This is a genomic window from Kribbella sp. NPDC059898 (genome assembly GCF_042730855.1).
Taxonomy (GTDB): Bacteria; Actinomycetota; Actinomycetes; order Propionibacteriales; family Kribbellaceae; genus Kribbella.
The window spans coordinates 87,561-113,982 of the sequence record NZ_JBHWKR010000016.1 but is presented as its reverse complement, the minus strand read 5'-3'; the positions used below and the strand labels follow the sequence as shown (position 1 = coordinate 113,982).

The window sequence follows — 26,422 nt, the reverse complement described above, 5'->3', positions numbered from 1 at the left end:
CTCGTCCAGCACGGTCATTCGTCCAACAGCATCAGCTCGACCTGGTCGCCGGCCCGGACGGACGTGACGTCCTCCGGCACGACGATCAGTGCGTTCGCGCGGCTCAGGCCGCCCAGCAGGTGGGAGCCGTGCCCGCCGACTGTACTGGCCATCCAGCCCTCGTCGCCGGAGGTGGCCGCGGCGCGGACGAACTGCCGCCGCCCCGCCGGTGAGCTGAACCCGTCGAGCGTGACGCCGGGGACCAGCGTCCGCCGGTACGGCATCTGCCCCATCATCTTGCGCAGCGCGGGCCGGACGAAAACCTCGAACGAGATGTACGCCGAGACCGGGTTGCCGGGCAGTGTGAAGATCGGCACCTCGTCGTCGCCGATCACGCCGAACCCCTGCGGCTTGCCGGGCTGCATCGCGACCTGCGGGAAGTCCACGGTGCCGAGCTTGGACAGCTCCTCCTTGACGATGTCGTACGCCCCCATGCTGACGCCGCCGGTGGTGATCACCAGGTCGGCCCGCACCAGCTGGTCGGAGAGCGTGTCCATGATCCGCTTGGGGTTGTCGTCGACGATGCCGACCCGGTACGCGACCGCACCGGCGTCGCGCGCACACGCCGCCAGGGTGTAGCTGTTCGAGTCGTAGATCTGCCCGTCGCCCAGCCGGCTGCCTGGCTCGCGGAGCTCGGCGCCGGTCGAGATCACCACGACCCGCGGCCGCGGTCGCGCCTTCACCCGGGCCCGGCCGACCGCCGCGAGCACCGCGATCTGCCGCGGGCCGAGGACCGTGTCCGGGTCGAGCACCTGCGCACCGGCCGTCACGTCCTCGCCGGCATACCGCACCGACCCGCCGACCGGCGGTTGCTGGGTGACCCGGACCGTGACGGTCCCGCCGTCGGTCCACTCGACCGGCACGACGCTGTCCGCGCCGCGCGGCATCGGCGCGCCGGTCATGATCCGCACGCAGGTCCCGGGGGTGACCACGATCGGCTCGCTGCGCCCGGCCCGGAACTCCCCGACCACCGGCAGACTGATCGGGTTCTCGTCCGAGGCACCGGCCAGGTCCGCGGCCTGCACGGCATACCCGTCCATGGCCGAGTTGTCGAACCCCGGCAGGCTCACCCCCGAGACGATGTCCTCGCAGAGCATCAGCCCGACCGCGTCCATCAACGGCTGATCGAACGCCGGCAGGGCCGTCACCCGTCCGAGTACGACCTCTAGATGCTCATCCACACTTCGTCTCACGAGCCCGACCTTAATCGACGGCTCGCGGGTTTCCCTCGATAGTTCCGGAGGAGTGCGTCAAGAAGTCCGGTCGGGTTCCGATTCGGGGTGCGCGCCCCACGTCATCCGTACGTCCGGGGCGTGTTCCTCGTTCGCTGCGCCGTCCGTACGGCGTACCTCGTGGAAGCCGTGCCGCCGGTAGAAGGACTGGGCCCGCAGGTTGGTCTGGAACGTCCACAGCGCCAGCCCGCCGGGACGGAGGTCCTTCGCCAGGTCGACCAGCACCGAGCCGATCCCCCGCCCGGCCGCCTCCGGGGCGACGTACAGCTGGTCGAGGTCGTCGCCGTCGAGGGTGAGGACCGCGACGATCCGGTCCGCGTCGAGCGCGACCCAGGTCTCGCCGTCCGGCAGCAGTACGTCGGCGAACCAGCCCGCGACCTGCTCCGCGGTGTGGATCGCCGGCGGCAGCTGGGACCCGTCGGCGTGCCGCGACCGCCACCAGACGGCGGCGGCCTCGGCCGTGTCGGACGGCTCGAGCGGACGGACCAGGAGGTCGTCGGTCAACGCAGCTCGGTTCCGTCCGGGATCACCCGGCGCTCGCCGGCCGGCGCGGTCACCTCGACGTCCCCGACCACCGCCACATCCTTGCCGAAGGCAACGTCACCGCGGACCGCCAGCCGGTCGGCGGCGACCAGCGACGGCGCCCCGGCCGGGAACCTGGCCTCGAAGTCGGCGAGGATCCTGAAGTACTCCGGGTCCAGGTCGACGTACGGCTCGTCGCCGTCGTGCATCGTGGTCAGCTCGCCGGCCTCGTCCAGTTGGTAGGCGTCCGAGCGCAGCACGAGCAGGTCGTTGGTGGTCTTCACCGGTTTGAACCGGCTGCGGTCCACGATCACCGCCTGCGACCCCTCGAAGGTCTCGATCGCGGTACCCATCCCGGTCTCCAACTGGATCACCTTGGGCGACGTCGGGTCGGCCGGGTCGACGGTCTTGCGGTTCACCATGATCGGCAGCCCGAGGATCCCGTCGTGCCCGGCCATCAGCTCGGCCAGCCGGTCCAGGTCGATCCACAGGTTGTTGGTGTTGAACATCTTGTGCCGGCCGATGTCCTGGAAGTACCGCGTGTCCTCCTCGGCGACCTGGGCGCTGTCCCGCAGGATCAGCCGCCCGTCGGACTTCCGGACCGCGACGTGCCCGCCCTTGCGGTCCGACCGGGTCCGCCGGCAGACCTCCATACCGAACGGTACGGTATGTTCCGCCATCCAGGCGGCGATCCGGGGATCCGGGGTCGCCCCCAGGTTGTCGGCGTTCGAGATGAACGCGTGCCGGAAACCGTGTTCGCGGAGCGCGTCGAGGGTGCCGGAGGCAACCAACGCGGTGAACAGGTCGCCGTGCCCGGGCGGGCACCAAGCGAGCTCCGGGTCCGGTTCCCACTCGGCCGGCGTCAGGTCGTCGGCGAGCAGCTTCGGTTCCATGTTCTGCTGGAAGTCGAGCGGCAGGCCGTCGATCGCGAGCCCGCCGTACTCGCCGAGGATCCGCCGCGACTCGGTCCTGGTGCGGAACGAGTTCATCAGCACCAGCGGCAGCGGTACGTCGTACTTGCGCCGGGTCGCCAGGATCTGCCGGGCGATGATGTCCAGGAAGCTCAGCCCGTCCTTGACCGGCAGCGCGGACTTCGGGCCGGTGACGCCCATCGACGTACCGAGGCCGCCGTTGAGCTTGATCACCACGGTCTCGGCGAGCGCGGCGCGGAGCGCGTCCGGGTCGGTGTCCAGGTGGTCCAGGTGCGGCAGGTCGCCGACCGGCTCGATGTCGTCCTCGGGGATCTTGCCCTGGTGCCCGGATTCGAGGAGCCGGTAATAGTGCGTGAAGACGCGTATTGCAACGTCGGCAGCACCGGCCGCGCGCATCTTCTCCTGCGCTTGTCTGAGACCCACCTCACCCATGCACCAACCCTAGGGGACAGCCGGTAATCCCAGTGTTGCCCGCGTCACGCTCATACGATCAGAAGGTGTACTTGACGAAGGCCGTGGCGCGGCAGCAGTTCCTCGACGCGCGGGGTGCTCGGCACCACGCGGAGGGACTGCTGGCGAGCGCCCAACAGGTGTTGCCGGCTGTGTACCGGGTCGCTTTGTACGTATCCATGGGCCCTGAGCCGCAGACCGGTGCGTTGATCGACTGGCTGCTCGCGACACACCGCGAGGTGCTGCTGCCGATCCTGTACGCCGACAACGACCTGGGCTGGGGTATTGCGCCCGGCGCGGCGGACCTGGTGCCCGGGCGGCTCGGGCTGTCGGAGCCCCCGATCGACCTGGGCTCCGACGCGATCGCCACCGCCGACCTGGTCATCTGCCCGGCCGTGGCGGTCGCGTACGACGGCGTACGGCTAGGACGCGGCGGAGGCTCGTACGACCGGGCCCTGGCCCGTGTCCGTCCTGGTACGCCGGTGTGGGCCGCCGTGTACGACACGGAGGTCGTCGACACGCTCCCGTCCGACTCACACGACCGCCCGGTGGACGCCGCGCTCACACCCAATCGTTTGATCCCGCTGCGAAGATCGGCAGACGACTCATGCTGAACACGTACGTCGACAACGGTGTCGTACCCGGGCTGATCAGCCTGGTGAGCCGTGGCGACGAGACCCACCTGGAGATCCACGGCAGGACGGCGTACGACGGTCCTGACCTCGAGCGGGACAGCCTGTTCCGGGTGTCGTCGTTCACGAAGCCGATCACGGCAGCCGCGACCATGCTGCTCGTCGACGACGGCCGGCTGTCCCTGGACGCACGCGCGGCCGACGTACTGCCGGAGCTTGCCGATCCCGTCGTACTGCGAGCACCGGACGGGCCAGCCGATGACACGGTGCCGGCCGAGCGCGCCATCACCGTGCGGGACCTGCTGACGTTCCGGCTGGGCCTGGGTGAGTCGGACAACCCCTCGTTGCGGCAGCGGGAGGAGGATCTCGGCGTACGGACGTTCGGGCCCCCGATCCCGCGGACGGAGCTGGAGCCGGACGAGTGGATGCGGCGGCTCGGGACGTTGCCGTTGCAGTACCAGCCGGGTGAGCGGTGGCTGTACGCCACGGGCTCGCATCTGCTCGGCGTACTCATCTCACGGGTCGCAGGGCAGCCGTTGGAGGAGTTCCTGCGCGAGCGGTTGTTCGAGCCGCTGGGGATGCACGACACCGGGTTCACCGCGGCGGACCCGGCTCGGCTCACCACGGCGTACGTCGGGGAGGACGTGCTCGATACAGCGTCTGAGAGTCAGTGGCTGGCGCCGCCGTCGTTCCCGGACGCCGCCGGCGGGCTGATCTCGACTGTGGACGACTTTCACGCGTTCACGCGGATGCTGCAGAGCGGTGACCTGCTGTCGCGGGAGGCGGTCGCAGAGATGACGACGGACCACCTCACACCGGAACAGCGAGCTGGGGCTGGTGACTTCCTCGGGCCGGACACCGGCTGGGGCTACGGGGTGTCCGTCGGCGACGACGGGCGGTACGGCTGGGCCGGCGGGCTGGGCACGCTCTGGTCGACCACCGCTGACGGGACCATCTCGATCCTGCTGACGCAGCGGGCGCTCTGGACCTGGCCGGAGGAGCTGTTCGCCGAGGCCAGTGCGCCCGCCTGGTAGCTGCTAGCTGTCCGGCTTGGTGAAGGTCAGGGAGTGCTTGCGGGTCGCCTCGACCGCACCCTTCGTGTAAGCCCACGGCAGGGTCTCGCCCTTGACCCACAGCTCGGTCTGGTCGGTGTAGTTGGACGAGTACGCGTGCCCGGAGACACCGGTCAGGTTGATCCAGCGCGACTGGTCGAAGTTCGACAGGTCGACGACCATCCGCATCGACGGCGTCGACGTCACGTCGTACCCCACGGACGCGTCCCAGGAGGTGGCGTCGACGATCGACGTACCGCCGCCGAGCTCGTACGGGCCGCGGTTGAAGATCTTCTCGACCACACCGATCCCGGACTTGCCCAGCGTCTGGTTGGTCAGCGTGAGCTTGTGCAGCCGACCCCACTGCCAGTTGGCCGGCTCACGCGCCATCTTCTGAGTGATCTCGGTACGGGCGTTCACCAGCGCCTCACGGAGGATGTCGTCGCGGCTCTCGCGCTGCGGCGTCCTGATGTCGTCCCACCAGCCGCTGTTCGGCTGGCCGAGCAGCGTGTGGATCACCTCGAACCAGCGGGAGCCACCGTCCGGCCAGGTGCCGTCCGGGAGCTGGTCGTGGAACGTCAGCGCGAGCAGGTTGCGCCAGACGACGTTGAAGTACGCCGCGGCCGCGGAGTCCGGCGGCTGGGTGAAGTCCCAGTTCCGCAGGGTGTCCTGGCCCTGCCGGTCGAAGGCGTCGTTGATGCTGATCCGCAGCAGGTACGGCACCAGCATCTCGGCGGCCTTGTTCTTGGTGTCCAGCTGGATCGACGCCATCGCGTTCACGTCCAGCTTCCCGGCGGCCTTGATCCGGTCCAGGATCTGCTGCGCGCGGTACCCGTAGTCCCAGGAGTTGGTCAGGTAGTACGAGTACGTGCTCGGCACCACCGCCTGGTTGGCCGTGACGATGATCCCGCTCGGCGGATCGAGCTCGGTCGGCATCGCGTCGAAGGGTATGTAGCCCTTCCAGTAGTACTTCGGGTCCCAGCCGGGCACCGGCCAGTCGCCGCGGCCGACCGAGCGGATCGGCACCAGCCCGGGGGCCTGGTAGCCGATGTGGCCGTCGGTGTCGGCGTACACCAGGTTCTGCGAGGGCACCTGGAACTGCGCCGCGGCGGCCCGGAACTGGGTCCAGTTCTGCGCGGTGTTGATCGCGAACAGCGCGTCGGCGGTCTTGCCCGGGTTCAGCGCGGTCCACTGCAGCGCGACGCCGTACGCCTTCGGGTACTTCGCCTGCGAGGCGGAGATCTCACCGACCTTCTGCTCGTCCTCACCGACGTCCGAGATCAACGGGCCGTGCCGGGTCTCGCGGACGGTGATCTTCACCGGCTTGTCCTCGCCCGCGACCTTGAACGTCTCCTCACGGGTGGCCATCGCGCGCCACTTGTTGTTGTAGAGGACGTTGTTGCCGTCGATGCGCTCCAGGTACAGGTCCTGGACGTCCGGGTCGAGGTTGGTGAAGCCCCAGGAGATCGCGTTGTTGTGCCCGATCACCACACCGGGCAGGCCGGAGAAACTGAAGCCGGAGACGTCGAACGGGCAGGCCTTGCCGACGTTGTTGCAGTGCAGGCCGACCTGCGTCCAGATGCCCGGCATGGTGGCGCCTAGGTGCGGGTCGTTCGCCAGCAACGGCTTGCCGGTGGTGGTGTGGTCTCCGGACACCACCCAGGAGTTGGAGCCGACGCCGTCACCCTGACCGAGCAGCTCCGGCAGGCCCTTGGCGACGCTCTGCACCGAGTCCAGCGACTTGAGCAGGTCCTGCGTGAGCATGCTCCGGCGTACCTCGGTGCTGACCGGGCTGGCGCTGAACTTCCCGTCCTTGCCGACCGAGCCGGACGACATGATCGGCTGGTTCCGGTCGTACGGGTACTGCGGGTACAGGCTCTCGATGTTGCGCGCCGGGAACGCCGCGAGCAGCTTGGTGCGGGTGATCTCCTCGTCCAGGTTGCCCCCCAGGTCCCAGGCCATCGCCTTCAGCCAGGCGAGCGAGTCGGCCGCCGTCCACGGCTCCGGCCGGTAGTTCTTCGGGCCACCGGGCTGCAGCGAGAGGACGCCGTACTCCAGGCTGAGGCCGGAGCCGCTGTGCGTGGAGAGGTAGGCGTTGACGCCGCGTGCGTAGTCGTCGAGGTACTGCCGGGTGCTCGGGCTGAGCAGCGGCAGCTCCGTCTCCGCGGTCCGCCGCCAGCCGAGGGTCCGGACGAACTTGTCGGTCTCGAGCGCCGTCTTGCCGAACAGCTCGCTGAGCCGTCCCGCCGTCACGTGCCGGCGGAAGTCCATCTCGAAGAACCTGTCCTGCGCCGCGACGTACCCCTGCGCGGCGAACAGGTCCGCCGGGGTGTCGGCGTAGATCTGCGGGATGCCGTTGGCGTCCCGGACCACGTTCACGTCACCGTCGAGCCCCTCCAGATCGATCGTTCCTTCGTACGTCGGGAACGAGTGGCGGACGACGTAGACGGCGGTACCGGCGATCACCAGGAGGACCGTGGCGAGGGCGATTCCGCTGATGATGACGACTCGAAGCAGGCGACGCACGGACCAACCGTAGAGAATGCGGGCGCCCTCCCCAAATGGGGTCCCTCACAACTTTGCGTTGCTCTGCGTTCCCTCGACATGAACGCAGAGTTGAGGTATGAGGGCGTACCGGGTTCCCAGCTGGACCGGATCCGCCGCAACCGCCACGACGACTTCGGAAACGCCGTCGTTTCCCGGACCTCCGAAGGCGGCGAGCCGCTCCGCTGCTGCCTGACCATCGCAGGCGCGGGCGAGCGGATCGCGCTGGTCGCGCACCGGCCGATGGAGGCCGGCGGCCCGTACGCCGAGGTCGGGCCGGTCTTCGTCCACCTGACGGACTGCCCAGCGCCGGGCGCGGGCTTCCCGATCGACTTCCGGGACCGGCGGGCGGTACTCCGGCCGTACGACGGCGCGGGCCAGATGCTGGACGGTGTCGTCGCAGAGGCTGGGACGAGCGAAAAAGAGCTCGCCCGGCTGTTCGAGGACCCGGTCGTGGACACCGTTCAGGTGCGCAATGTGGTGGCCGGTTGCTGGAACTTCACGGTGCGCCGACAGGCCTGAGTTGGAATACTTCGGGCCGCTGGCGCATTATTAGCAGTCGGGTAGTAGGAGTGCCAGCGGCTTGAAGGGAACCGACCGTGCCGACGTACCAGTACCAGTGCACCGACTGTGGCGAAGCGCTCGAGGTGCGCCAGAGCTTCACGGACGACGCGCTGACCGTGTGCCCGAACTGCCAGGGAAACCTGCGCAAGGTCTTCAACGCCGTGGGCGTGGTGTTCAAGGGCTCCGGGTTCTACCGCACCGACAGCCGGTCCTCCGGCAAGGGCTCGGTGCCGGCGAAGTCCGACTCGTCCTCTTCGGGCAGTTCCTCGGCGTCCTCCACGTCCTCGAGTTCGTCGAACTCGTCCGGTACGTCGGGGTCCTCGTCGACCTCCTCGTCCGCCAGCTCGTCGTCGAGCGGCTCGTCCTCCTCGGGGACCAGCGCGGCCTGACGGCTGCCTGTGGATAACTGAACGGCGGGTGCCGGCGAAACTCGTACCTTCTCCGGCATGAATCTCTCCTCGCTGTTCCGGGACCTGCTCCGGGCCGCCCGGTGGCACCGTCGGCTACTGGCCGGCGCCACCGCGGCAGCCGCCGTGTACTTCGGACTCCTCGCCCTCTCCCCCGCACCGCCGCCGACGGTCAAGGTGCTCGCCGCCGCACGCGATCTCACCGGCGGCGCCCCGCCGGCCAGGGCCGACGTACGGACCGTCGAGCTACCTCCTGGCGCCGTGCCCGCCGGCGCGCTCAGACCTGGCAGTGAGCTGACCACACGGGTGCTCAGCGGCCCGGTCAGAGCCGGCGAGCCGCTCACTGACGCCCGCTTCCTGGCGCCACCCGCCGTGCCGTCCGGCTCGGTCGCCTACCCGTTCCACATCGACGATACTGACATCACCGGGCTCCTCCGCGTCGGCGACCGGGTGAACCTGTACGCCGCCGGCGGCACGAACGCCGACGCCGCGACGCTGCTCGCTCGGTCGGTCGCCGTGGTCGCCCTGCCGGCGCCGCGATCGGGTACGTCGGGGGCGCTGGTCGTGGTCGCGACCGCGCCGGACGTCGCGACCCGACTGGCCCAGGCCAGTACGAATTCCCGCATCAGTGTGGCGCTGGCGCCGGACACCGGGTGATCGCAGTGTGAGTTCGCGGCGGCACGATGCGTCGCGGTGCGGCGCGGTCCCTCGCGCGGGCGATCCTGCGGCCCTACCTTGTCGGGGTACAACCACCCGCTTCGTGGAGGCACCACAATGCTCAAGGGCTTCAAGGAATTCATCATGCGCGGCAACGTCGTCGACCTCGCGGTCGCCGTCGTCATCGGCGCAGCGTTCGGCACGATCGTCACGGCGCTCGTGAACAACTTCATCAACCCGTTGGTCGCGGCGATCTTCGGCAAGGCGGACGCCAGCAAGCTGTTCTTCTTCACGATCAACGGTGCGGAGTTCCACATCGGCGTCATCGTGCAGGCGGCGCTGAACTTCCTGTTCGTCGCCGCGGCGATCTACTTCTTCATTGTGCTGCCGCTGAACAAGCTGAACGAGCGGCGCAAGCGCGGACTCGAGCCGGAGGCGGAGGCCGAGGCGCTGACCACCGACCAGGAGCTGCTGACCGAGATCCGCGACCTGCTGCGCGCGCGGCAGGCCGACCGGTAACCACCGCCGCAGGCAGGTGGGTGCATCATCCTCAGCCCCTGAGCTCGCCAGTGCCCACCTGCTCGCCCGCGTACCGCATCCAGCGGTACGGGACCGGCTGGCCGTCGTTCCACTCCTCCATCAGCGCGGCGGGGACGTCGACGAAGCCGCTGCGGTGATACGCGCGGATCGCCGGAGCGTTCTCCGGACGGACCCGCAGGAACACCTCCGAATAGCCGGCGTCCAGCGCCGGCCCGAGCAGTGCCCGGACGAGCTCGCCGCCGAAGCCGCGGCCGCGGACCGCCGGGTCCACGATGATCCGGGCGAGCTCGACCTCGTCCTCCTCGTCGTCCAGCCACACCTCGCCGTACCCGACCGGCTGCTCGCCGTCGAACAACAGATAGGAGTGGATGTCCGCGTCGGCCGTCTGCCAGCGCGACCGCAGTTCCTCCGGGAACGGGTAGGCCACCCGCCCGGACAGCAATGCGACTTCCTTCTCGTCCACGGCCCAGCCCGCGACCTGGACCCCGTACCCGTCGTCGAACCCCCGAAGCTCCACGCTCATCCCCTCAGTTGACGAACTCCACGATCGTTCGCACCAGCTGATCCAGGAACGGCGGGAATCCGGGCGTCGGCGGTTCGGGACACCCGGCCAGCTCGCGACTCCCCCGGATCGAGCGCAGCAACTTCTCGACCGTCTTCCGCTGATGCGACGGATTCTCCGGCACCGACGGCAACACCGCCACCCGGATCCGGTCGAGCGACGCCAGCTCCGGATCCGGTACCCCACGCAGAATTCCACCCCTGAGCAGTCCGTCCGCGACATCGGCCGGACAACCGCGGTTCATTATCCCGGCCCGGGCCCGCTCGTTCCCCGCGGGGTCGTCGCCGGTGGCCGGCCAGGCCAGCAGCAACCGGTCGACAAGTTCCGGAAACCTCACCGCCAGCAGGACGGCGGCCGTACATCCATTGGAGGCGCCAACGATTCTTACCGGACCGGAACGTTTCGCCAGGTGTTCACCGAGCGCGGCGACCTCCAGGTCCCAGCCGGCGGCGCGCGGCGGCCGGTCGGGCGCGAGCAGTTCCACCCGCCCCGACCCGTCCGGATCGAGCGCGGCGGTCAGCCCGGCGGTGATGCCCGGCGTGCCCCAGAAGGCAGCTGCGTCCATGGCGTCCCAGAGGCCGCCGTGGACGAGGAGCACCGAGGTCGTCATCCGTGGTGCGGCGGGACCTCGTTCAGGATGCGATCGTCGTCGTCACTGCCGAAGTCGTTGTCGCCCCAGGTGCGCGGGTCGTCGTCGCGGGTCTGCTCAGGCAGCAGCGGCTCGTCGTCTTCGTACGGGCTCGTCATGTGTCCAGATTACCGAGTCAGCCGCGGTCTTCGGGATTGAGTTTCGAGCGCAGCAGGTCCTCGTACGCGTTGCCGGTCGTCCGGTCGCCGGGCGGGTTGCCCGGAGTCTCGTCCAGGATCTCGGAGTTGGCGTCGTACGGCACCTCGGCGGGTGCGTCGTACGGGACCTCGGCGGCGGGTGGGCGCGGGGCGAGCGCGGCCTGGACCAGCGGTGCGATCCCGGGCTCCCCGTGCCAGCGGCCGTTCCCGTGCACGCACCACGCCGACAGCACGGCCAGCGTGGGCGTGCTCAGGCCCGCGATCCGCAGCGGCACGGCGTTCTGGAAGCCGAAGGTGATCGACCAGTTCTCCGTATCGGGATAGAACTCCTGGACCGCGCTGTAGTAGAAGCTCATCCAGCCCTTGGTCGGCAGATGGCACATCAGCCGCAGGTTGGTGGCCAGCACCGGGAGCTCCTGGACGTCCCGCCAGGACGCCTGCATGTCGCGCTTGGCGGCGGCCTTCCGGCTCGCGTTCACCGCGGCGTTGGCGGCCATCATGCCGAGCACCATCCCCGGCTTGCCTATGAAGAACCCGCCGCTGGTCGTGTAGCGCCCGCTGCCGCCGTACAGCCGGGAGTACTGCGCGGTGGTCTGCAGGTAGGCGAACTCGTTCGGCTCGAGGACGACGCCGTACACCCGGAGCGGTTGCGGCATGTTGCCGTCCAGCAGCCAGCGCGCCCAGTCGATCCCGAGCTCCCACTCCCGCTGCGCGGCGGCTTCCGCATTCGCTTTCTTCCTGCCCACGACACAGCATCCTAGGGGCGGACGGGGACACCGGCAGCTCGACGGGTGGCCAGTGCGCGGAGGTTACAGCTGTGCCTCGGTTGCGGATCGATCGGGCGACGTGACCGGATAGACGCCCCGCCGTGATGTTCCGGCACGCGGGGTGAGACCCCGGTCCACCATCATGTTGCCCCTGCCAACCCGGAAGGACCGAGTCGTGAGTGCACAACGGACACGGGGCCTGATCGGTGCGACGCTCGTCGTGGCTGTGCTCGGAATCGCCGCCGCCTGCGGCACCGAGAACGCCTCGTCCCCGCCCGCCGCCCAGCCCACTGACACCCCGTCGCCCACCCCGAGCAGCACCCCCACCCCCAGCGGCAAACCGAGCATGGACTGCCCGAGCACCATCACCGCCGTCCGCACCGCCACCGAGAAGGTGGTCTGGGGCCAGGGGGTCGCCGCGTCGAAGTTCGTCCCGGTGAGTGTGACGATCTGCCAGTACGACGCCCAGGCGACCGGGCTGGACTACGCGACCGTCACCACGAAGCGCACCGGCAAGCAGGCCACCGAACTGTTCACGCTGGTGAACGCGGCGAAACCCGTCGCGAAGAAGCCGAGCATCTGCACGAAGGAGCTCGGCCCGACGTACGTCCTGCGGTTCACCGACAACGACCGCGGTGTGCTGTCGTTCACCGCCGAGGCCTTCGGCTGCCGCCGCCTGGTGGCGACCTCGCTGGAAGGGCAGGGCAAGCCCGGCGTACTGCCGGCGCCCCGCCAGGTGACTGCCGAGCTGATCAAGTCGCTCGGCCTCCGCTGACCCCGTCCCGGACGCGCACCCCGAAGCCGTCCGGGTGGGGTCGAGCCGCGCCTGCCTCGCGGGTCCCTTCCGAGGTCGACCCGCGAGGCAGGTCTGCGGCGCCCCTTTGGCCGCTACCGTGGTCGAGGTGAGCGTCGTGGTCATCAACTTCATCTCGCTCGACGGCGTCGTGCAGGCACCGCTGCGCGCGGACGAGGACACCGACGGCGGCTTCGCCAACGGCGGCTGGGTCCAGCCGTACATGGACGAGACCGTGGCCCGGTTCATGGGTACGGCGACCTCCAACGCGCAGGGCATGCTGCTCGGGCGCCGGACGTACGAGAACTTCGTCGCCGACTGGGAGCAGACCGACCCGACCGAACCGGCGATCGCCGCGATGAACCGGATGCCCAAGTACCTGGTGTCACGGACGCTGACCGATCCCAGCTGGCACAACACGGTCCGCCTCGGCCCCGACCTGCCTGCCGAGGTACAGCGGCTCCGATCCGGGGAGTCGGGCGAGATCGTGGTCTTCGGAAGCGCACAGCTTGTGCGGGCCCTGAACCAGGACGATCTTGTCGACGAGTACCGGCTGCTGACCTTCCCGCTCCTCCTCGGAAGCGGGAAGCGGATGTTCGGCGACGGCGCCCGGCTGACGCATTTCGAAGTGTCGAGCAGCCTGCTGAGCAACACCGGCGTCACCATCACGAACTACCGACGACTTCGATCCGACTGATCGGCGCCGACGAATGCGTTTCTCCCGTCTGCTCTGTGCGCTGGTTCTGGCCTGCACGGCCTGTTCGAGTCACCAGCCGACGGGCACCTCCTGCGCCGAGGGATTCACGTGTACGACGTTGCACGTGCCGCTTGACCGTCAGCGTCCCGACGGGCCGTCGCTCGACCTCCGGGTGATCGCGGCCGACAACGTCGACGCTCCGCGCGGCGTGCTCCTGCTGCTCAGCGGCGGCCCGGGTCAGCCCGCGATTCCCACGCTCAGCCACAACGTGGATCCGGACGTACTGCGGGAGTACCGGCTCGTCATGTTCGACCAGCGCGGTACCGGAGCCGGTGGTCTCAATTGCCCTGCATTACAAGAGACTGTGGGCGGTTCCGACTTCCTCACGCCACCCGCCGCGGCCGTCGACCAGTGCGCCGAACAGCTCGGCTCGAACGCCGGGTACTACGGCACGCCGGACACCGTCGACGACATCGAACAGCTGCGCCAGGTCCTCAAGGTGAACCGGCTGACGCTCGACGGGACGTCGTACGGGAGCTTCACCGCGGAGCAGTACGGCCTGAAGTACCCAGACCGCGTACAGGCGCTCGTGCTGGACTCCGTCGTACCGCACAAGGGTTTCGACCCGATGGGCGTCGACCTGATGGCAGCAACGAGCGCAGTACTCCGGTCGGCCTGTCATGCATGTACGACGGACCCCGTGGCGGACCTGGCGTGGTTGGTGCGGCACGGGGTGAGCGGCACCGACCTGATGGAGATGCTGTCCGTGTCGAGCCTCAACTCGGTCAACCCGACGCTCAACGGGATCCCAGCCGCTCTGCACGCAGCACGCAACGGCGACGACTCCACGTTGAAGGAGTTGATCCAACGGACCACCAGCAAGGGCCTGCCGTACGACGAACTCTCAGCCGGACTCCACATGGCAACTCTGTGCTCCGACCTCCACTTCCCATGGTCCGGCAAGCCCAACCACCAGACTGCGCTCGATGACGCAGTACGCCGCCTGGAGCCGAAGCGGCTGTACCCGTACGACGTGGCGACCGCCCGCGCCCAGCTGATGATCCAGGGCTGCCTGCGTTGGCCGGCCGCTCGCGTGTCGACGTACCCGGCCGCGCAGGAACTGTTGCCGCGCGCACTGATCCTGCACGGGAGCAACGACCTGTTCTGCCCACTGGACTGGTCCAGATGGGAGCAGGCGCACGCCAAGGCGGCACAACTGGTCGTCATACCGGGCAGCGGCCACAGCGTGCAGCGCGATCCACGGGGCCGGCAGGCCGTCCGTACCTTCCTGCTGCACTAGAGATCGAACTGTGCGGGAACGGGTGCAGCAGCCGGGGGACTCGATGCGTCTAATAGGTGTGAGGAGTTGTACGCCCAGCCAGGGAGTGGCGAGTGGAGTTCGAGGAGTACGTGTCCGCCCGCGGACAGGAACTGGTGCGGCTCGGGTTCACCGTCTCCGGCGACTACCAACGGGCGGAGGACCTGGCGCAGATCGCGTTGATGCAGGCGTTCCGCAAGTGGCGGAAAGTGCGTACCGCGGACGACCCGCACCACTACGTCCGGCGGATCCTGGTGAACGAGTACCTGTCGATGACCCGGCGGCGCTCGTTCAGCGAGGCACCGACGGCCGACCTGGACCCGCAGCGAACCGTGCCCGACCACGCCACCGGCATCGCGAACTCCGACGGCCTGTGGCAGGCGCTGGCGAGGCTGTCCGCACGCGAACGGGTCGTGCTGGTCCTGCGCTACTACCAGGACCTCGACGACCAGACGATCGCCGACCTGCTCGGCATCAAGCCGTCCTCCGTCCGCGCCACCGCCAGCCGGGCGCTGGCGGCGCTGCGGAAAACCCAAGAATCACATCGCGTCGATGAGAGGCTGAAGTGAGCACCGATCTCGAGGACGACCTGCGAGGTACCTTCGAACGCGCCGCGGCCAGCGTGCCGCAGAGCGCGGACCTGACCGAACGCGCCACCACCGGCGCCCGGCGCGCCCAGCGCCGTACCTGGATCGGCACCGGCGCAGCAGCGGTCGCGGTGGCTGCCGTTGCCGTCACGGCCTTCGGGCTGGCCGGCTCGCAGAACAAGCCCGCCCAGCCACCGGTCGCCGGCGGCCCGCAGTCCGCCGCGACGACGCCGTCCCAGCAGGCGGTGACCGCGCAGACCGTGTCCGGCACCTGGCGTGTGCAGCAGATGACCGGCTTCACGGCGCTGAAGAAGGCGCGGCCCGACGATCCGGTGATCGTGTTCAAGGCGAACGGCACGTGGTCCGGTTCGGACGGCTGCAACGGCCTGCAGGGGACGTACAGCATCGGTCAGCGCGGCGCGTTCAGTGCGACGGTCGGGCCGCAGCACATGATCGGCTGCGACAACGTGCCGCACACCGGCGTACTGACGGCGGCCAAGCGGGTGGCGATCACCGGCGACACGCTCGAGTTCTTCGGTGCCGACGGGGCTCGACTTGCGAGTTACGCTCGCGCACGGTAGTCGATTCTGCTAGCGGAACGTGATCAGCTCTTGACGGAACGGAGTTCCTGAACGGACCATCTAGTGGTTGGTCCACCGATCTTGGGAGCTTCGTGCGACTCTCCGTTACCGTCCCGCTGGTCACACTCGGCTCAGTCTCACTCTTCGCGGTCGCCCTCGCCACCCCCTCCTCGGGTGCGGTGGCGGGCGCCGCGGCGTGCTCCCACGCACAGCCCAGCGCGAGTTCGACCGAGGCCACCCGGCTCGCGCAGCCGACGTCCGCGTCCGACGCCCGCCCGCTCGGCGAGTCGCTCGGCGAGGGCATCTCGGCCGCGATCCGGTCGCTGGAGCCGCTCGACGCGACCGGCCGCCCGAAGTCCGGCCTCCCGTACGGGCTCAGCCAGGGCGTCCTCGGCGTGGTCGGCTCCGCCGCCACCGGGTACGAGGTCGTCGTCGACTCGGCGAACGTGGACACCAAGAAGTACCAGTCCGCAATGGCCCGGAACGTCCCGACCGCCGGCAAGCAGCTGGTGAAGGTCGAGCACAGCTGCCGCTCGGCGCGGGCGATCGCCGACACCTGGCGGACGGTCGGCAAGCGCGCATGGTCCGACGATGCCGCCCGTACGACGTTCTCCGCCGACCTCGACCCGTCCAGCGAGAACGTCGTCGTCGAGTACGACCAGGCAACCACCTCCCCCGCCTCACTCGCGGGCCTCCGCGCGCTGTCCGGCGTACAACTGGTGGCGGGTTCGCTCGCCCGTACGTCGCGGCTCAGCGACACCCCGAAGGGCGGGCACTGGGGTGGCGCGCGGATCACGTCCGCGCTCAAGAACTGCTCCGCCGGGTTCTCCGTCGTACGGCGCTCGAACGGCCAGCGCGGCTCGGTCACCGCCGGGCACTGCGGCGGGCCCGGGACGGTGTGGAAGTCGGGCACGAACTACTACGGCACGACCACGGTCCGCACGAACTACCCGGACTACGACCAGTCGCTGATCACCGGCAGCTCGTACGGCGCGAAGATCTGGACGGACGGGCCCGGCGACACCGCCAACACCCGCACGGTCACCGGCGGCGGCGACCCAGGCGTCGGCACGGTCGTCTGCCAGTCCGGCAGCTTCAGTACGTCGGTGTGCAACCTCACGGTCCGCTCCACGTCGGCCAGCTACTGCGACACCGACGGCTGCACGACGTACGTGATCCGCGCGACCCGCGGCGGCCTGGTCGCGATCATCGGCGGCGACTCCGGCGGCCCGGTCTACTCCCGCCGCGGCAGCAGCTCCGCCACCATCCGCGGCATCACCTTCGCCGGCGCCGGCTGCGCCGCCTCCCGCTGCACCACCCTCTACGCCGAACGCTACAACTCGATAGCCGGCCACCTGGGCGTCACCGCCCTGACCGGCTGACCACCCCACCTCCGCTAAGCTGTCCCCGCGTGCGCCCCCGTAGCTCAGGGGATAGAGCGTCGGTTTCCTAAACCGTGCGTCGCAGGTTCGAATCCTGCCGGGGGCACTCGGTTCCGTACAGCTGCTCATACAGATGTTTGTATGGGCAGCTGTACCTGTTGGTAGCCGCGGAGTTGCCGGAGAGTCGCGTCCCACAAGCTGGGGCGATGCGACCGCGGCGGCGGTCGGCAGGCGCGCTTCCGAAGTTCGCCACGGAGGCTGCGCGGTAGATCTTCTACAGCTACTGGCGAGGGAGTCGTTGGTGAGGAAGAGGACCGCGCTCGCTGCCGCGCTCGTGGTGGTGGCGTGTGCCGTGGTCGGGGCGGTCCTTTGGAGGCGCATGGACGACTCTGGTCAGGTCCGGGTTGGTGACGCCTTCGGGGCTGACGAAGGGTCGTACCAGATCGCTTTGCCGACCGTGCGCGCCGGTGAGGATCTCTGGTACCTGGTGCCGGCTCCGACCAACCACTCCGGGAAGCAGGTGACGCTCGAGGCGATCACCCCGGGGACCTTGCCGGACGGGATGACGTTCGTCGGCGCCCGAACCTTCAAGAAGAACGACTTCGTTGCTGGTGTGCCCCTTACCTGGGACACCGGCAGCGGGTCGGCCTACGATCCGGCGGCTCGGCCCTCACAGGAATTCAGCGGCCTGACGCTGAAGGCCGGGAAGAGCCTGCCGGACGACGAGCTGATCTACCTGCACGTGAAGGTCGAGACCAGCGCCCGGCCGTTGGAGTCGGACGGAATCAAGTTCCTCTACTCTCAGGCAGGCAGGCGGTTCTCGCAAGTGATCAACGCGAACCTCAAGCTCGTCGAGCCGTCGAAACGCCGCTGAGGCTCGGCAGGCTCACTGGGGCACGTGTCGACGCAGAACGTCGGTCGCGCAGCAGTTCTTCGGTGGCGGCGTCGACAACGCGGATGTGGGCGAGCCGCGGGGAGAGACTCAAGCCACCTACGATCTGAGGCATGTCCACGCCCGAGTTGCGGTCTGTTGCCGAGGTTGCCGCTGACATTGCCGGGGTCGTACGGCGGATGACGAACGGCGAGACGCATGCGTTCGCGTTCGGCGACGGCGGTGTACCTGAGGCGGTCATCGCGAGCTATGGCCAGTACGACGACCTCGACGGCGACGAGACCCTTGGAAGGCGGCCCGGGGTTGTCGCTCCCGACGTACTCGGCCGGCAATTGCCTGAATTGGTTGAGGCGATACGCCGTGGGACGTTCGGGCAGCCGATGCTGGTGGGTATCGGTGACCCTGTGCTGGTGGTGATGTCGACGCAGCAGTACCGGACCCTGCGCGGCGACGACGAGCCGCCGGCCGGGGTGGTCGACGATCCGACCGTCCGCAGCTACGACTCGATGCCGACGCCGGGCAGCAAGCCGTTCAGCCTGCAGGAGTGGGCGAGGGACGATCCGTTCACCCAGCAGATGCTGGCCGAGATCCGTCGGCCGACCTTGTACTTGACAGTCGGGTTGCCGGGGACCGGGAAGACGACTTGGGCTCGGCGGGTGGAGGGTGAGGTGGGGGCGCTTCGGTTGACGAAGGATGAGTGGATGAAGGCGTTGTACGGGGACGACAACCCGGAGGTGGCTTCGGATGTGGTTGAGGGGCGGTTGATCGGGATCGGGTTGCGGGGGCTGGAGCTCGGGGTGGATGTGGTGATCGACTTCGGGTTGTGGAGCCGGGAGGAGCGGGACGCGTTGCGGGATGCCGCGGCGCGGGTGGGGGCGCGGGCGGAGGTGCGGTACTTCGAGGTGTCGCTGGACGAGCAGCGGCGGCGGCTGGACGAGCGGCTGGCGGCGCGGCCGGAGGACACCTGGCCGATCTCGGACGACGAGCTGGCCTCGTGGGCGGCGCGGTTCGACGTACCGACGGCGGGTGAGCTGGACGGAAGCGATCCGGTCGGTGATCCGCCGGACGGCTTCGCCGGCTGGCGGGAGTGGATCGCGGACCGGTGGCCGCCGGCGGTCGGAAAACGCCCAAGCTGAGTCGGGAGACACCGAACCTGAGAAGACCTTCAGCTGCCGTGAATACGCAGGCTGTTTGATCGGTACTGTGTGGGCTGGTCTGCTGGAAGGGAAGCGTGTGCGGGTCGTAGTGGGTGCTGGTGCGGTCGGGAGCGTCGTTGCGCGACTCCTGCTGGCGCGCGGCGAGCAGGTTCGGGTGATCACCCGGTCGGGCGCGGGCCCGGACGGGGCCGAGCTGGTCGCGGCGGACGCCAAGGCCGGGTTGACGCAGTACGTCGACGGCGCCACGGCGATCTACTCGTGCGCGGGACCGGCGTACAACAAGTGGACGACGGAGTGGCCGCCGCTGGGTGCCGCGCTGATCGCGGCGGCGGAGGCGTCCGGGGCGGTGCTGGTCACCACCGGGAACCTGTACGGGTACGGGCCGGTCGACGGACCGATGACCGAGGACCTCCCGCTGCGGCCGAACACCGTGAAGGGGCAGGTCCGCGCGCAGCTGTGGAACGACCAGCTGAGCGCGCACGAGGCGGGACGGATCCGGACCGCCGAGGTCCGCGGGTCCGACTACCTGGGCGCCGGCGCGGTGTCGCCGTTCAGCGTGACCGTGCTGCCGAAGGTGGTGCGCGGGACGCGCGGGATGCTGCCGGGCGACCTCGACGCGCCGCACAGCTGGACGTACGTCGGTGACGTGGCGCGGACGCTGATCGCGGTCGCCGACGACGAGACCGCGTGGGGCCGCGCCTGGCACGTACCGACACCGGAGCCGTTGTCGGTGAACCAGCTCGCCACCCGGGCCGCCGTACTGGCGGGTGCACCGGCGGCGCGAGTGACCGCGATGCCGGCGGTGGTACTCCGGCTAGCCGGGTTGGTCGACCCGGCCGCGCGGGAGATGGTGGAGATGCAGTACCAGTGGCAGCGGCCGTTCGTGGTCGACTCGACCGCCGCTACGGTTGCCTTCGGCATCGAAGCGGCGCCGACCGACGACGCGCTCCGGGAAATGATCGGGAAGGGCAGTAGTAATGAGTCCTAGCAGGCAGGGCCGGGGATTGCGCCGGCTCGTCGTGACGCTGGTGGTGCTGGTGGTGTTACTGGTCGCGGTCGACCGGATCGCGGCGGTGGTCGCGCAGAACCAGCTCGCGTCGATGGCACAGAAGGAGGCGGCGAAGTACCAGGTGCGCTCCGCCGACGTCTCCGCGAAGATCGGCGGGTTCGGGTTCCTTCCGCAGCTGATCAAGCAGGACTTCTCCAAGGTCACGTTGACGATGGGGAAGCCGGCGTTCGCGAAGATCCCGGGTGAGAACCTGACCGTCGACATGAAGAACGTGCACGTACCGCGGTCGCTGCTGTTCGGCCAGAGCGGCACGGTCACCGTCGGCACCACCGACATGCAGGTGCGGCTGTCGCCGCGGGAGCTCGGCCGGCTGGCCGTGAAGACCACCAACATCACCGGACTCTCGATGGAGTCGGTCGGCGGCAAGCTGCACCTGAAGTACGCCGCGAACGGGATCAACGTCGACATACCGGTGACGCCGCAGCTTCAGAACGGCAAGATCGCGCTCGACCTCGGAGACCAGGCCGGCTCGATCCCGGCCGCCCTGAAGAGTCAGCTCACCAGCGGGATCGAGATTCCGAAGCTCCCGTACAACGCGCAGCTGACGCAGGTTGCCGTCCAGGACAACGCGGTGGTCCTGAGCGCCACTGTGCAGGACCTCAGCTTCACCCGGTGACTCCCTTGGGTTGCGATGGTTCGCGATATATCGTCGAACTATCGCAATCACATTCGTGAGGGACGGGTGGTCGAGATGACCGGATCGGCGTACGCCGCGGGGTTCCCGTGGCAGGACTTCGTGCGGAAGTTCGAGCGGGAGGTCGGGCGGAACTGCCCCTCCTTCGACGACATCAAGGACGAGCTGCGCGCGGCGATGACCGGCCGCCGCGGGTACCAGGGACACCGCGGCGGGCACCAGGGCTTCGGGCCGCAGTGGGGGATGTTCGGCGGCGGGCAGATGTTCGCGCCGCCGTGGGGTCCGCCGCCGCCGCGCTGGCGTGGGCCGAAGGCGCGGCGCGGGGACGTGCGCGCGGCGATCCTCGCCGTACTCGCCGAGCAGCCGATGAACGGGTACGGCATCATCCAGGAGATCGCCGAGCGGAGCGGCGGCGGGTGGAAGCCGAGCCCCGGCTCGATCTACCCGACGTTGCAGCAGCTCGAGGACGAAGGGCTGGTGACGGCGGACGCGGAGGTCGGGCGGCGGACGTTCCGGCTGACCGACGAGGGACGCGCGTACGTCGCTGAGCACCAGGACGAGGTGTCCGCGCCGTGGGAGGCGATGAGCGCGCCGTCCGGCGACGACGAGAACGGGTTCAAGCCGCTGTTCGGGCAGGTCGCGACGGCGATGTGGCAGGTGCTGGCGAGCGGTACGCCGGAGCAGCAGGCGAAGGCCCGCGAGGCAGTGGTGGAGCTGCGCCGGAAGCTGTACGCGATCCTCGCGGAGTCCGGCGACGACAGCGAGCAGGACCCGTCATGAGCCCCGCCGACCGGGACCGCCGGCGCCGAGGCGGTCCCGCCGGCCGCCGCCGGCGCGACTGGCAGGGCGGCCCGACCTGGGACGAGGCCTGGAACGGCTGGTTCGACGACCCGGGCACCCGCTCCCGCCGGCACAACTGGGGCGGCGACTGGCACGCCCGCGGCTGGTCTGGCGACTGGCGCGCCACCGCCTGGAGCAACCCCGCGAACGAGAACAACCCGCAGAACGGCGCGGACTCTTCGTGGAACGGGCAGCCGGCAGGCGGGACGCAGAACACCGGGGGCTCGTGGAACGAACAGTCAGCCGGCGGTACGCAGAACGCCGGCGGCTCCTCGAACGAACAGTCAGCCGGCGGTACGCAGAACGCCGGCGGCTCCTCGAACGAACAGTCAGCCGGCGGTACGCAGAACGTCGGCGGCTCGTGGAGCGGGCCGTCAGCGGGCGGTGCGCCGGACGCTGGTGGTTCGTGGGACGGGCTGGTGAGCGGGGTGGGCAGCTCCACGGACGGGCGGACGTTGGGCGGGGGTTCGACCCAGCGCGACGTACCGTCGAAGCGGGTGCGGGTCGGGGATGCCGAGCGGGATCAGGCGGTGGCGATGCTCAGTGAGCACTTCGTGGCCGGGCGGTTGACGCAGGAGGAGTTCGAGGAGCGGAGCGAGCGGGCGACCAAGGCCCGGTACGCCGACGAGTTCGAGGCGCTGTTCGACGAGCTCCCACGGTCGGGCGCGCTGCAGCCCGTGCAGGTCGGTCCGCCGGTACGCCGTCACGGACCACCGCCGGCGTTCCTGATGATCGCGCCGTTCCTGATGATCGGCCTCGTGATCAGCTCGGTGGCGCTCACCGCACCGTGGCTGCTCTGGGGCGTGTTCTGGATCGTGATGCTCAGCGGCATCTCCCGCCGCCGCTGGCAGCACTGAAACTGTCGGCGCCGGGCCGTAAGGTCCGGCGCATGGACAACGGCGCGCTGATCCTGGAGAGTGCTGGACTTCTCCGTGGAACGCGGGGACGACGCGGCGCGGGAGGTCGCGAAGGAGTTCGGGCGGGGGCTCCGGATTCCGGAGGCGCAGCTGGATTGGGCGCGGTGATTGGATGGTCGTATGACGACGGTGCTGCGGTACACGGCCTTCACTTCAGACCCGGCCGGGGGTAATCCCGCCGGGGTGGTTCTCGACGCCCACGGCCTCGACGACGCCGCCATGCAGGCGATCGCCGCCGACGTCGGGTACTCCGAGACTGCCTTCCTCACCAAGGCGACCGACGTACAGCCCGTGCGCTACTTCTCCCCGCAGGCCGAGGTCCCGTTCTGCGGGCACGCCACCGTCGCGACCGCGGTCGCCCTCGCCGAGCGCAACGGCCCCGGCGAGATCGTCTTCTCGACCCAGGCGGGCCTCGTGCCGGTGACCGTCGACGCGGACCTGCGTGCGACTCTGACCAGCGTCGAGCCGTCCGTCGAGGACGCCGACGACGTCCCCGGCGCGCTCGCCCTGCTCAACTGGTCCGCCGACGACCTCAACCCGGACCTGCCGCCGAGGATCGCGTACGCCGGTGCCCGCCACCTCGTGCTCAGCACCAGAACCCGTGAGCGCCTGGCCGATCTCGACTACGACTTCGACGGCCTGCGCCAGTACATGCTCGACCGCGACCTGACCACGCTGCAGCTCGTCTGGCAGGAGTCGCCGGCTGTCTTCCACGTCCGCGACCCGTTTCCGGTCGGCGGTGTCGTCGAGGATCCGGCGACCGGTGCCGCCGCGGCCGCGTTCGGCGCGTACCTGCGCGAACTCGGCCGCGACCGGCCGACGATCACGCTGCACCAGGGCGACGACCTCGGGCGGCCGAGCCTGATCACGGTCGAGCTGCGCCCGGACGACCGGCGGGTGCGGGTGAGCGGGAACGCCGTACCGATCACGGCACCCGCGTAAGCCACTCCTCGGTGCCGAACTTCGCCGCCACCCGCTCCTCGGCGAGCGCGACGGTGCCGGCGGAGATCGCGCCGTCCGCGAGCCCGTAGCGATTCCGGAACGTGCCGACCATCCGCGAGATCACCTCCGCGCGCTCCAGACCGGTCTGGCTGCGGAGCGGGTCGACGCGTTTGTTCGCGCTCGTCGTGCCCTTGTCGGACAGCTTCTCCCGGCCGATCCGCAGTACGTCGAGCATCTTCGCGGCGTCCATGTCGTACGCCATCGTCACGTGGTGCAGCACCGCGCCGCCGGCGAACCGCTTCTGCGCGGCGCCGGCGATCTTCCCAGCCGGAGAGGTGATGTCGTTGATCGGCTGGTACGTCGCGGCGATCCCGAGATCGTTGAGCGCACCAATGACCCAGTCGTCGAGGAACGCGTACGACTCGACGAACGACAGGCCGGAGACCAGCGACTCCGGGACGTACAGCGAGTACGTGATCGTGTTCCCCGGCTCCACGAACATCGCGCCGCCGCCGCTGATCCGGCGTACGACGGTGACGTCGTGCCGGGCCGCGCCGTCCAGGTCGACCTCGTTGCGCACGGACTGGAAACTGCCGATGATGACCGCGTTCGACGCCCACTCCCAGACCCGCAGCGTCGGCGGCCGCTCCCCCGACCCCACCTGCTCGGTCAGCACCTCGTCGAGCGCCATCTGCAGCGCCGGCTCCCGCGGTACGTCGTGCACGAACTGCCAGTCGTGGTCCTGCCAGCCGGTCGCCCCGGTCAACGCCCGCCGTACGGCGACCGCGACGGCCTCGGGCGAGAACCCGAGCATCTCGACGCCGTCCCCGAGGGCGCCACGCACCCGCGCCGCGAGCTGCGCGGCAGCCGTGTCGATCTGAAGCCCCGCGAGTGCCCCGTTGATCCGCTCCAGCGCGTCGTCCGGCTCGAGGAAAAAGTCCCCGGAGATCTGCGCGGACCGCACCCGCCCGTCCACGACATCCAGGTCCGCGACAACGAGCTTCCCACCCGGGACTTTGTACTCACCATGCATATCCACTGGCAACAGGCACCGGATGCGGGTTGTTCCCCCGCTCATACGAACGCTGTGCAGGATCCGGTTCCGGGCAGATACTCCTGATCATGGCGGACATGAGCATGAACCGGGCGATCCACGCAGCCGTACGACGGGATCTCGAGCGCTTCCTCGACGCCCTCGGACACTACCCGGGCGGGGATCGGCAGCGGGCAGCACAACTGGCGACGGCCTGGCGGAACTTCGACGACCAGCTCACCCGGCACCACGAAGGCGAGCACGAGATCGCCTGGCCGGCGCTGGAGAAGGTCGGCGTGAGCCGGGAGGTATTGGCGCAACTGGACGCCGAGCACGACACGATGGCGACCGCGCTGGAAGCTGCCCGTACGGCGATGGAGGCGCTGAAGAACTCCGCGAGCCCCGAGGACGCGGCCTCGGCGCGCACTGCGATGCAGGAGCTGCAACGAGTCACCGTCGAGCACTTCGACCACGAGGACAAGGAGATCGAGCCGGTCTACCTGGCGAAGGAGGGAACTCCGGAGCTGAAGGCGATGGGTCGCGAGTTCGCCAAGGTCAGTCCGGCCCAGGGCGGCATGTTCTTCGCCTGGGCGCTCGACGGAGCGACCGCCGCCGAGGCCGACGCCATCACCGGCACCATCCCGAAGCCGGTCCTCACCGTCATCCTCGGTCTCTTCGGCCGCACCTACCGCAAGTCTGTCGCTCCTGTGTGGCGCAGGGCCTAGGCAGCGAGCTTGAGCTGTACGGCGACCTGCCGGACCTGGATGCGCACCGTGTCGATGTCCGGGGACGCGTCGACCTCGTGGTCGATGCCACGGGCGGAGTAGAACTCGAGCAGCGGCGCCGTCTGCTCGTGATAGATCTCGAAGCGGCGGCGGATGACGTCCTCGGTGTCGTCCGAGCGGTGCTCGATCTCGGCGCGCTTGAGCAGCCGGCCGACCAGGGCGTCGACCGGGACCTTCAGGACGACGGCCGCGTCGAGCGACCGGCCCTGCGCGCTGAGGATGCCGTCGAGGACACCGGCCTGGTCCAAGGTGCGCGGATACCCGTCCAGGACGAATCCCGGACGGGCGTCGGGCGCCGCGAGCCGGTCGCGGACCATGTCGTTCGTGACCTCGTCGGGCACGTACTCCCCGGCGTCGAGGTAGCGCTGTGCGGTGCGGCCGAGCTCTGTCCCGTCGGCGATGTTGCGACGGAACAGATCGCCGGTGGAGATCACCGGTACGCCGAGATGTCCGGCCAGATGGCCCGCGTGCGTGCCCTTACCCGCTCCGGGCGGTCCCATCAGCAAGACAGTCGTCACGGCGCGCTCCTGACTCTCGGTAAGTCCCCAAGATTAATGGGATCGGCCGCGTGCGCGGTACGGCGTACGTCACTCGAAAAATCCGTCGTACGTCACATCCGCGCGGAACTGTCCGCAAGCGGGATCAGAACTCCATTTCCGGACGCAGCTCGATCACGTCGCCCGGCCCGGCGAACTTCGCCGCCAGCTCGTCGGCCCGCGCCCGGGTGGCGCAGTTCAGCACGAAGAAGCCGGCGAGCTGCTCCTTCGACTCGGCGTACGGGCCGTCGGTGCTGACCGGCTTCTTGCCTTCCCAGCGGTACGTCCGCGCCGCCGACGGCGCGTCCAGCGCCAGTCCGCTGACCAGCTCGCCGGACTGCGACAGCTCGGTGAGCAGCTCGTCGAACTCCTTGCCCATCGCCGCCCGCTCGTCGGCCGGGATCGCGCGCCCGACCTCGGTGAAGTCGATCGTCGGGTGTCCCCACGGCTGCGGGTTGGAGTGGATCAGGACCACGTACTTCATCTCAGAACCTCCTGTGTTGTGCCGATTCACCCCGGACGTCGGAGGCGCCGGCAGGCCCTCGACATTTTGCCTGGATGTATTCCAGCTCA

At 69.4% G+C, this 26,422-nt stretch carries 31 protein-coding genes, 1 tRNA gene and 1 pseudogene; 21 read left to right on the top strand and 12 right to left on the bottom strand.

All coding sequences use genetic code 11. From position 1 onward, the window contains the following. Positions 1-14 precede the first annotated feature (14 nt). From glp to ACFV9C_RS36775, 3 genes are read right to left on the bottom strand one after another with little or no spacing between them, the layout of a single operon-like run. Positions 15-1,232: a gephyrin-like molybdotransferase Glp gene (gene glp / locus ACFV9C_RS36785; protein WP_380201119.1), complete on the bottom strand. Its 1,218-nt coding sequence runs from the start codon at positions 1,230-1,232 to the stop codon at positions 15-17. A gap of 57 nt (positions 1,233-1,289) precedes the next feature. After that, on the bottom strand, positions 1,290-1,775 hold the full coding sequence (locus ACFV9C_RS36780) for a GNAT family N-acetyltransferase (RefSeq protein ID WP_380201117.1): 486 nt from the start codon (positions 1,773-1,775) through the stop codon (positions 1,290-1,292). Next, a complete protein-coding gene (locus ACFV9C_RS36775) occupies positions 1,772-3,157 on the bottom strand; it encodes a UTP--glucose-1-phosphate uridylyltransferase (protein ID WP_380201115.1) in 1,386 nt (461 codons plus the stop codon). The genes ACFV9C_RS36780 and ACFV9C_RS36775 overlap by 4 nt, the downstream gene beginning before the upstream one ends. 65 nt (positions 3,158-3,222) lie before the next feature. Here ACFV9C_RS36775 and ACFV9C_RS36770 point away from each other — a divergent pair, with 65 nt between their 5' ends. Together ACFV9C_RS36770 and ACFV9C_RS36765 are read left to right on the top strand one after the other, a co-directional pair. After that, positions 3,223-3,789, top strand: coding sequence for a 5-formyltetrahydrofolate cyclo-ligase (locus tag ACFV9C_RS36770; RefSeq protein ID WP_380201113.1), 567 nt, complete (start codon positions 3,223-3,225; stop codon positions 3,787-3,789). After that, a complete protein-coding gene (locus ACFV9C_RS36765; protein ID WP_380201111.1) occupies positions 3,783-4,841 on the top strand; it encodes a serine hydrolase domain-containing protein in 1,059 nt (352 codons plus the stop codon). The genes ACFV9C_RS36770 and ACFV9C_RS36765 overlap by 7 nt, the downstream gene beginning before the upstream one ends. 3 nt (positions 4,842-4,844) lie before the next feature. On the opposite strand, the gene ACFV9C_RS36760 is transcribed toward ACFV9C_RS36765, so the two are convergent. Next, positions 4,845-7,385 carry a penicillin acylase family protein gene (locus ACFV9C_RS36760; RefSeq protein ID WP_380201109.1) on the bottom strand — a complete coding sequence of 847 codons (2,541 nt, stop codon included), beginning with the start codon at positions 7,383-7,385 and terminating at the stop codon, positions 4,845-4,847. Positions 7,386-7,463: 78 nt separating this feature from the next. On the opposite strand from ACFV9C_RS36760, the gene ACFV9C_RS36755 reads away from it, so the two are divergent. Continuing rightward, positions 7,464-7,925 carry a DUF1203 domain-containing protein gene (locus ACFV9C_RS36755; protein ID WP_380201107.1) on the top strand — a complete coding sequence of 154 codons (462 nt, stop codon included), beginning with the start codon at positions 7,464-7,466 and terminating at the stop codon, positions 7,923-7,925. 77 nt (positions 7,926-8,002) lie between these two features. Continuing rightward, positions 8,003-8,143: pseudogene (locus ACFV9C_RS36750) on the top strand (FmdB family zinc ribbon protein); the annotation flags it as partial. 14 nt (positions 8,144-8,157) lie between these two features. Here ACFV9C_RS36750 and ACFV9C_RS36745 read toward each other — a convergent pair. Next, positions 8,158-8,415 carry a hypothetical protein gene (locus tag ACFV9C_RS36745; protein WP_380201282.1) on the bottom strand — a complete coding sequence of 86 codons (258 nt, stop codon included), beginning with the start codon at positions 8,413-8,415 and terminating at the stop codon, positions 8,158-8,160. Here ACFV9C_RS36745 and ACFV9C_RS36740 point away from each other — a divergent pair. Then, complete coding sequence (locus tag ACFV9C_RS36740) at positions 8,414-9,031, top strand: SAF domain-containing protein (protein ID WP_380201105.1); 618 nt, start codon at positions 8,414-8,416, stop codon at positions 9,029-9,031. The two genes, ACFV9C_RS36745 and ACFV9C_RS36740, sit on opposite strands and share 2 nt — an antisense overlap. 117 nt (positions 9,032-9,148) lie before the next feature. Continuing rightward, positions 9,149-9,550 carry a large conductance mechanosensitive channel protein MscL gene (gene mscL / locus ACFV9C_RS36735; RefSeq protein WP_380201103.1) on the top strand — a complete coding sequence of 134 codons (402 nt, stop codon included), beginning with the start codon at positions 9,149-9,151 and terminating at the stop codon, positions 9,548-9,550. A gap of 31 nt (positions 9,551-9,581) precedes the next feature. Here mscL and ACFV9C_RS36730 read toward each other — a convergent pair whose 3' ends face one another. From ACFV9C_RS36730 to ACFV9C_RS36715, 4 genes are read right to left on the bottom strand one after another with little or no spacing between them, the layout of a single operon-like run. Next, a complete protein-coding gene (locus ACFV9C_RS36730; RefSeq protein ID WP_380201101.1) occupies positions 9,582-10,094 on the bottom strand; it encodes a GNAT family N-acetyltransferase in 513 nt (170 codons plus the stop codon). Between the two features lie 4 nt (positions 10,095-10,098). Then, positions 10,099-10,743, bottom strand: coding sequence for an alpha/beta fold hydrolase (locus tag ACFV9C_RS36725; protein ID WP_380201099.1), 645 nt, complete (start codon positions 10,741-10,743; stop codon positions 10,099-10,101). After that, positions 10,740-10,880, bottom strand: a complete 141-nt coding sequence (locus tag ACFV9C_RS36720; RefSeq protein ID WP_166679625.1) for a hypothetical protein — start codon at positions 10,878-10,880, stop codon at positions 10,740-10,742. Before ACFV9C_RS36720 ends, ACFV9C_RS36725 begins: the two co-directional genes overlap by 4 nt. Before the next feature lie 17 nt (positions 10,881-10,897). Further along, positions 10,898-11,665: a hypothetical protein gene (locus ACFV9C_RS36715; RefSeq protein ID WP_380201097.1), complete on the bottom strand. Its 768-nt coding sequence runs from the start codon at positions 11,663-11,665 to the stop codon at positions 10,898-10,900. A 196-nt stretch (positions 11,666-11,861) separates the two neighbouring features. Here ACFV9C_RS36715 and ACFV9C_RS36710 point away from each other — a divergent pair, with 196 nt between their 5' ends. The 14 genes from ACFV9C_RS36710 (at position 11,862) to ACFV9C_RS36645 (ending at position 23,495) form a co-directional block, all read left to right on the top strand. After that, positions 11,862-12,461 (top strand): hypothetical protein, encoded by a 600-nt coding sequence (locus ACFV9C_RS36710; protein WP_380201095.1) that lies wholly within the window; start codon positions 11,862-11,864, stop codon positions 12,459-12,461. Positions 12,462-12,588: 127 nt separating this feature from the next. Further along, positions 12,589-13,176, top strand: coding sequence for a dihydrofolate reductase family protein (locus ACFV9C_RS36705; protein WP_380201093.1), 588 nt, complete (start codon positions 12,589-12,591; stop codon positions 13,174-13,176). 124 nt (positions 13,177-13,300) lie between these two features. Then, positions 13,301-14,476 carry an alpha/beta hydrolase gene (locus ACFV9C_RS36700; RefSeq protein ID WP_380201091.1) on the top strand — a complete coding sequence of 392 codons (1,176 nt, stop codon included), beginning with the start codon at positions 13,301-13,303 and terminating at the stop codon, positions 14,474-14,476. A 92-nt stretch (positions 14,477-14,568) separates the two neighbouring features. Next, complete coding sequence (locus ACFV9C_RS36695) at positions 14,569-15,063, top strand: SigE family RNA polymerase sigma factor (RefSeq protein ID WP_380201089.1); 495 nt, start codon at positions 14,569-14,571, stop codon at positions 15,061-15,063. Continuing rightward, complete coding sequence (locus ACFV9C_RS36690; RefSeq protein ID WP_380201087.1) at positions 15,060-15,662, top strand: META domain-containing protein; 603 nt, start codon at positions 15,060-15,062, stop codon at positions 15,660-15,662. Before ACFV9C_RS36695 ends, ACFV9C_RS36690 begins: the two co-directional genes overlap by 4 nt. 92 nt (positions 15,663-15,754) lie before the next feature. Continuing rightward, positions 15,755-17,044, top strand: coding sequence for a hypothetical protein (locus tag ACFV9C_RS36685; protein WP_380201085.1), 1,290 nt, complete (start codon positions 15,755-15,757; stop codon positions 17,042-17,044). A 33-nt stretch (positions 17,045-17,077) separates the two neighbouring features. Beyond that, a tRNA-Arg gene (locus ACFV9C_RS36680) sits at positions 17,078-17,150 on the top strand. Positions 17,151-17,345: 195 nt separating this feature from the next. Then, entirely contained in the window at positions 17,346-17,918 is a 573-nt protein-coding gene (locus ACFV9C_RS36675) for a hypothetical protein (RefSeq protein ID WP_380201083.1), read from the top strand. A 131-nt stretch (positions 17,919-18,049) separates the two neighbouring features. Then, complete coding sequence (locus ACFV9C_RS36670; protein ID WP_380201081.1) at positions 18,050-19,072, top strand: AAA family ATPase; 1,023 nt, start codon at positions 18,050-18,052, stop codon at positions 19,070-19,072. 97 nt (positions 19,073-19,169) lie between these two features. Then, the gene (locus ACFV9C_RS36665) at positions 19,170-20,081 is read left to right on the top strand and encodes an NAD-dependent epimerase/dehydratase family protein (protein ID WP_380201079.1); all 912 of its coding nucleotides are present in this window, start codon (positions 19,170-19,172) and stop codon (positions 20,079-20,081) included. Beyond that, positions 20,071-20,778 carry a DUF2993 domain-containing protein gene (locus ACFV9C_RS36660; protein ID WP_380201077.1) on the top strand — a complete coding sequence of 236 codons (708 nt, stop codon included), beginning with the start codon at positions 20,071-20,073 and terminating at the stop codon, positions 20,776-20,778. The genes ACFV9C_RS36665 and ACFV9C_RS36660 overlap by 11 nt, the downstream gene beginning before the upstream one ends. A gap of 75 nt (positions 20,779-20,853) precedes the next feature. Next, on the top strand, positions 20,854-21,576 hold the full coding sequence (locus ACFV9C_RS36655) for a PadR family transcriptional regulator (protein ID WP_380201075.1): 723 nt from the start codon (positions 20,854-20,856) through the stop codon (positions 21,574-21,576). Continuing rightward, positions 21,573-22,493, top strand: coding sequence for a DUF1707 domain-containing protein (locus ACFV9C_RS36650; RefSeq protein WP_380201073.1), 921 nt, complete (start codon positions 21,573-21,575; stop codon positions 22,491-22,493). The genes ACFV9C_RS36655 and ACFV9C_RS36650 overlap by 4 nt, the downstream gene beginning before the upstream one ends. A 180-nt stretch (positions 22,494-22,673) precedes the next feature. After that, positions 22,674-23,495 (top strand): PhzF family phenazine biosynthesis protein, encoded by an 822-nt coding sequence (locus tag ACFV9C_RS36645; RefSeq protein WP_380201071.1) that lies wholly within the window; start codon positions 22,674-22,676, stop codon positions 23,493-23,495. Here the strand turns inward: ACFV9C_RS36645 and ACFV9C_RS36640 are convergent. Next, positions 23,479-24,528 carry a lipoate--protein ligase family protein gene (locus ACFV9C_RS36640; RefSeq protein ID WP_380201276.1) on the bottom strand — a complete coding sequence of 350 codons (1,050 nt, stop codon included), beginning with the start codon at positions 24,526-24,528 and terminating at the stop codon, positions 23,479-23,481. The two genes, ACFV9C_RS36645 and ACFV9C_RS36640, sit on opposite strands and share 17 nt — an antisense overlap. A gap of 98 nt (positions 24,529-24,626) precedes the next feature. Between ACFV9C_RS36640 and ACFV9C_RS36635 the strand changes: the two genes are divergently transcribed. Next, the gene (locus ACFV9C_RS36635; protein ID WP_380201069.1) at positions 24,627-25,253 is read left to right on the top strand and encodes a hemerythrin domain-containing protein; all 627 of its coding nucleotides are present in this window, start codon (positions 24,627-24,629) and stop codon (positions 25,251-25,253) included. On the opposite strand, the gene ACFV9C_RS36630 is transcribed toward ACFV9C_RS36635, so the two are convergent. Both ACFV9C_RS36630 and ACFV9C_RS36625 read right to left on the bottom strand, forming a co-directional pair. Continuing rightward, positions 25,250-25,831 carry an adenylate kinase gene (locus ACFV9C_RS36630; RefSeq protein ID WP_380201067.1) on the bottom strand — a complete coding sequence of 194 codons (582 nt, stop codon included), beginning with the start codon at positions 25,829-25,831 and terminating at the stop codon, positions 25,250-25,252. The two genes, ACFV9C_RS36635 and ACFV9C_RS36630, sit on opposite strands and share 4 nt — an antisense overlap. Before the next feature lie 124 nt (positions 25,832-25,955). Further along, complete coding sequence (locus ACFV9C_RS36625) at positions 25,956-26,333, bottom strand: YciI family protein (protein ID WP_380201065.1); 378 nt, start codon at positions 26,331-26,333, stop codon at positions 25,956-25,958. Positions 26,334-26,422 lie beyond the last annotated feature (89 nt).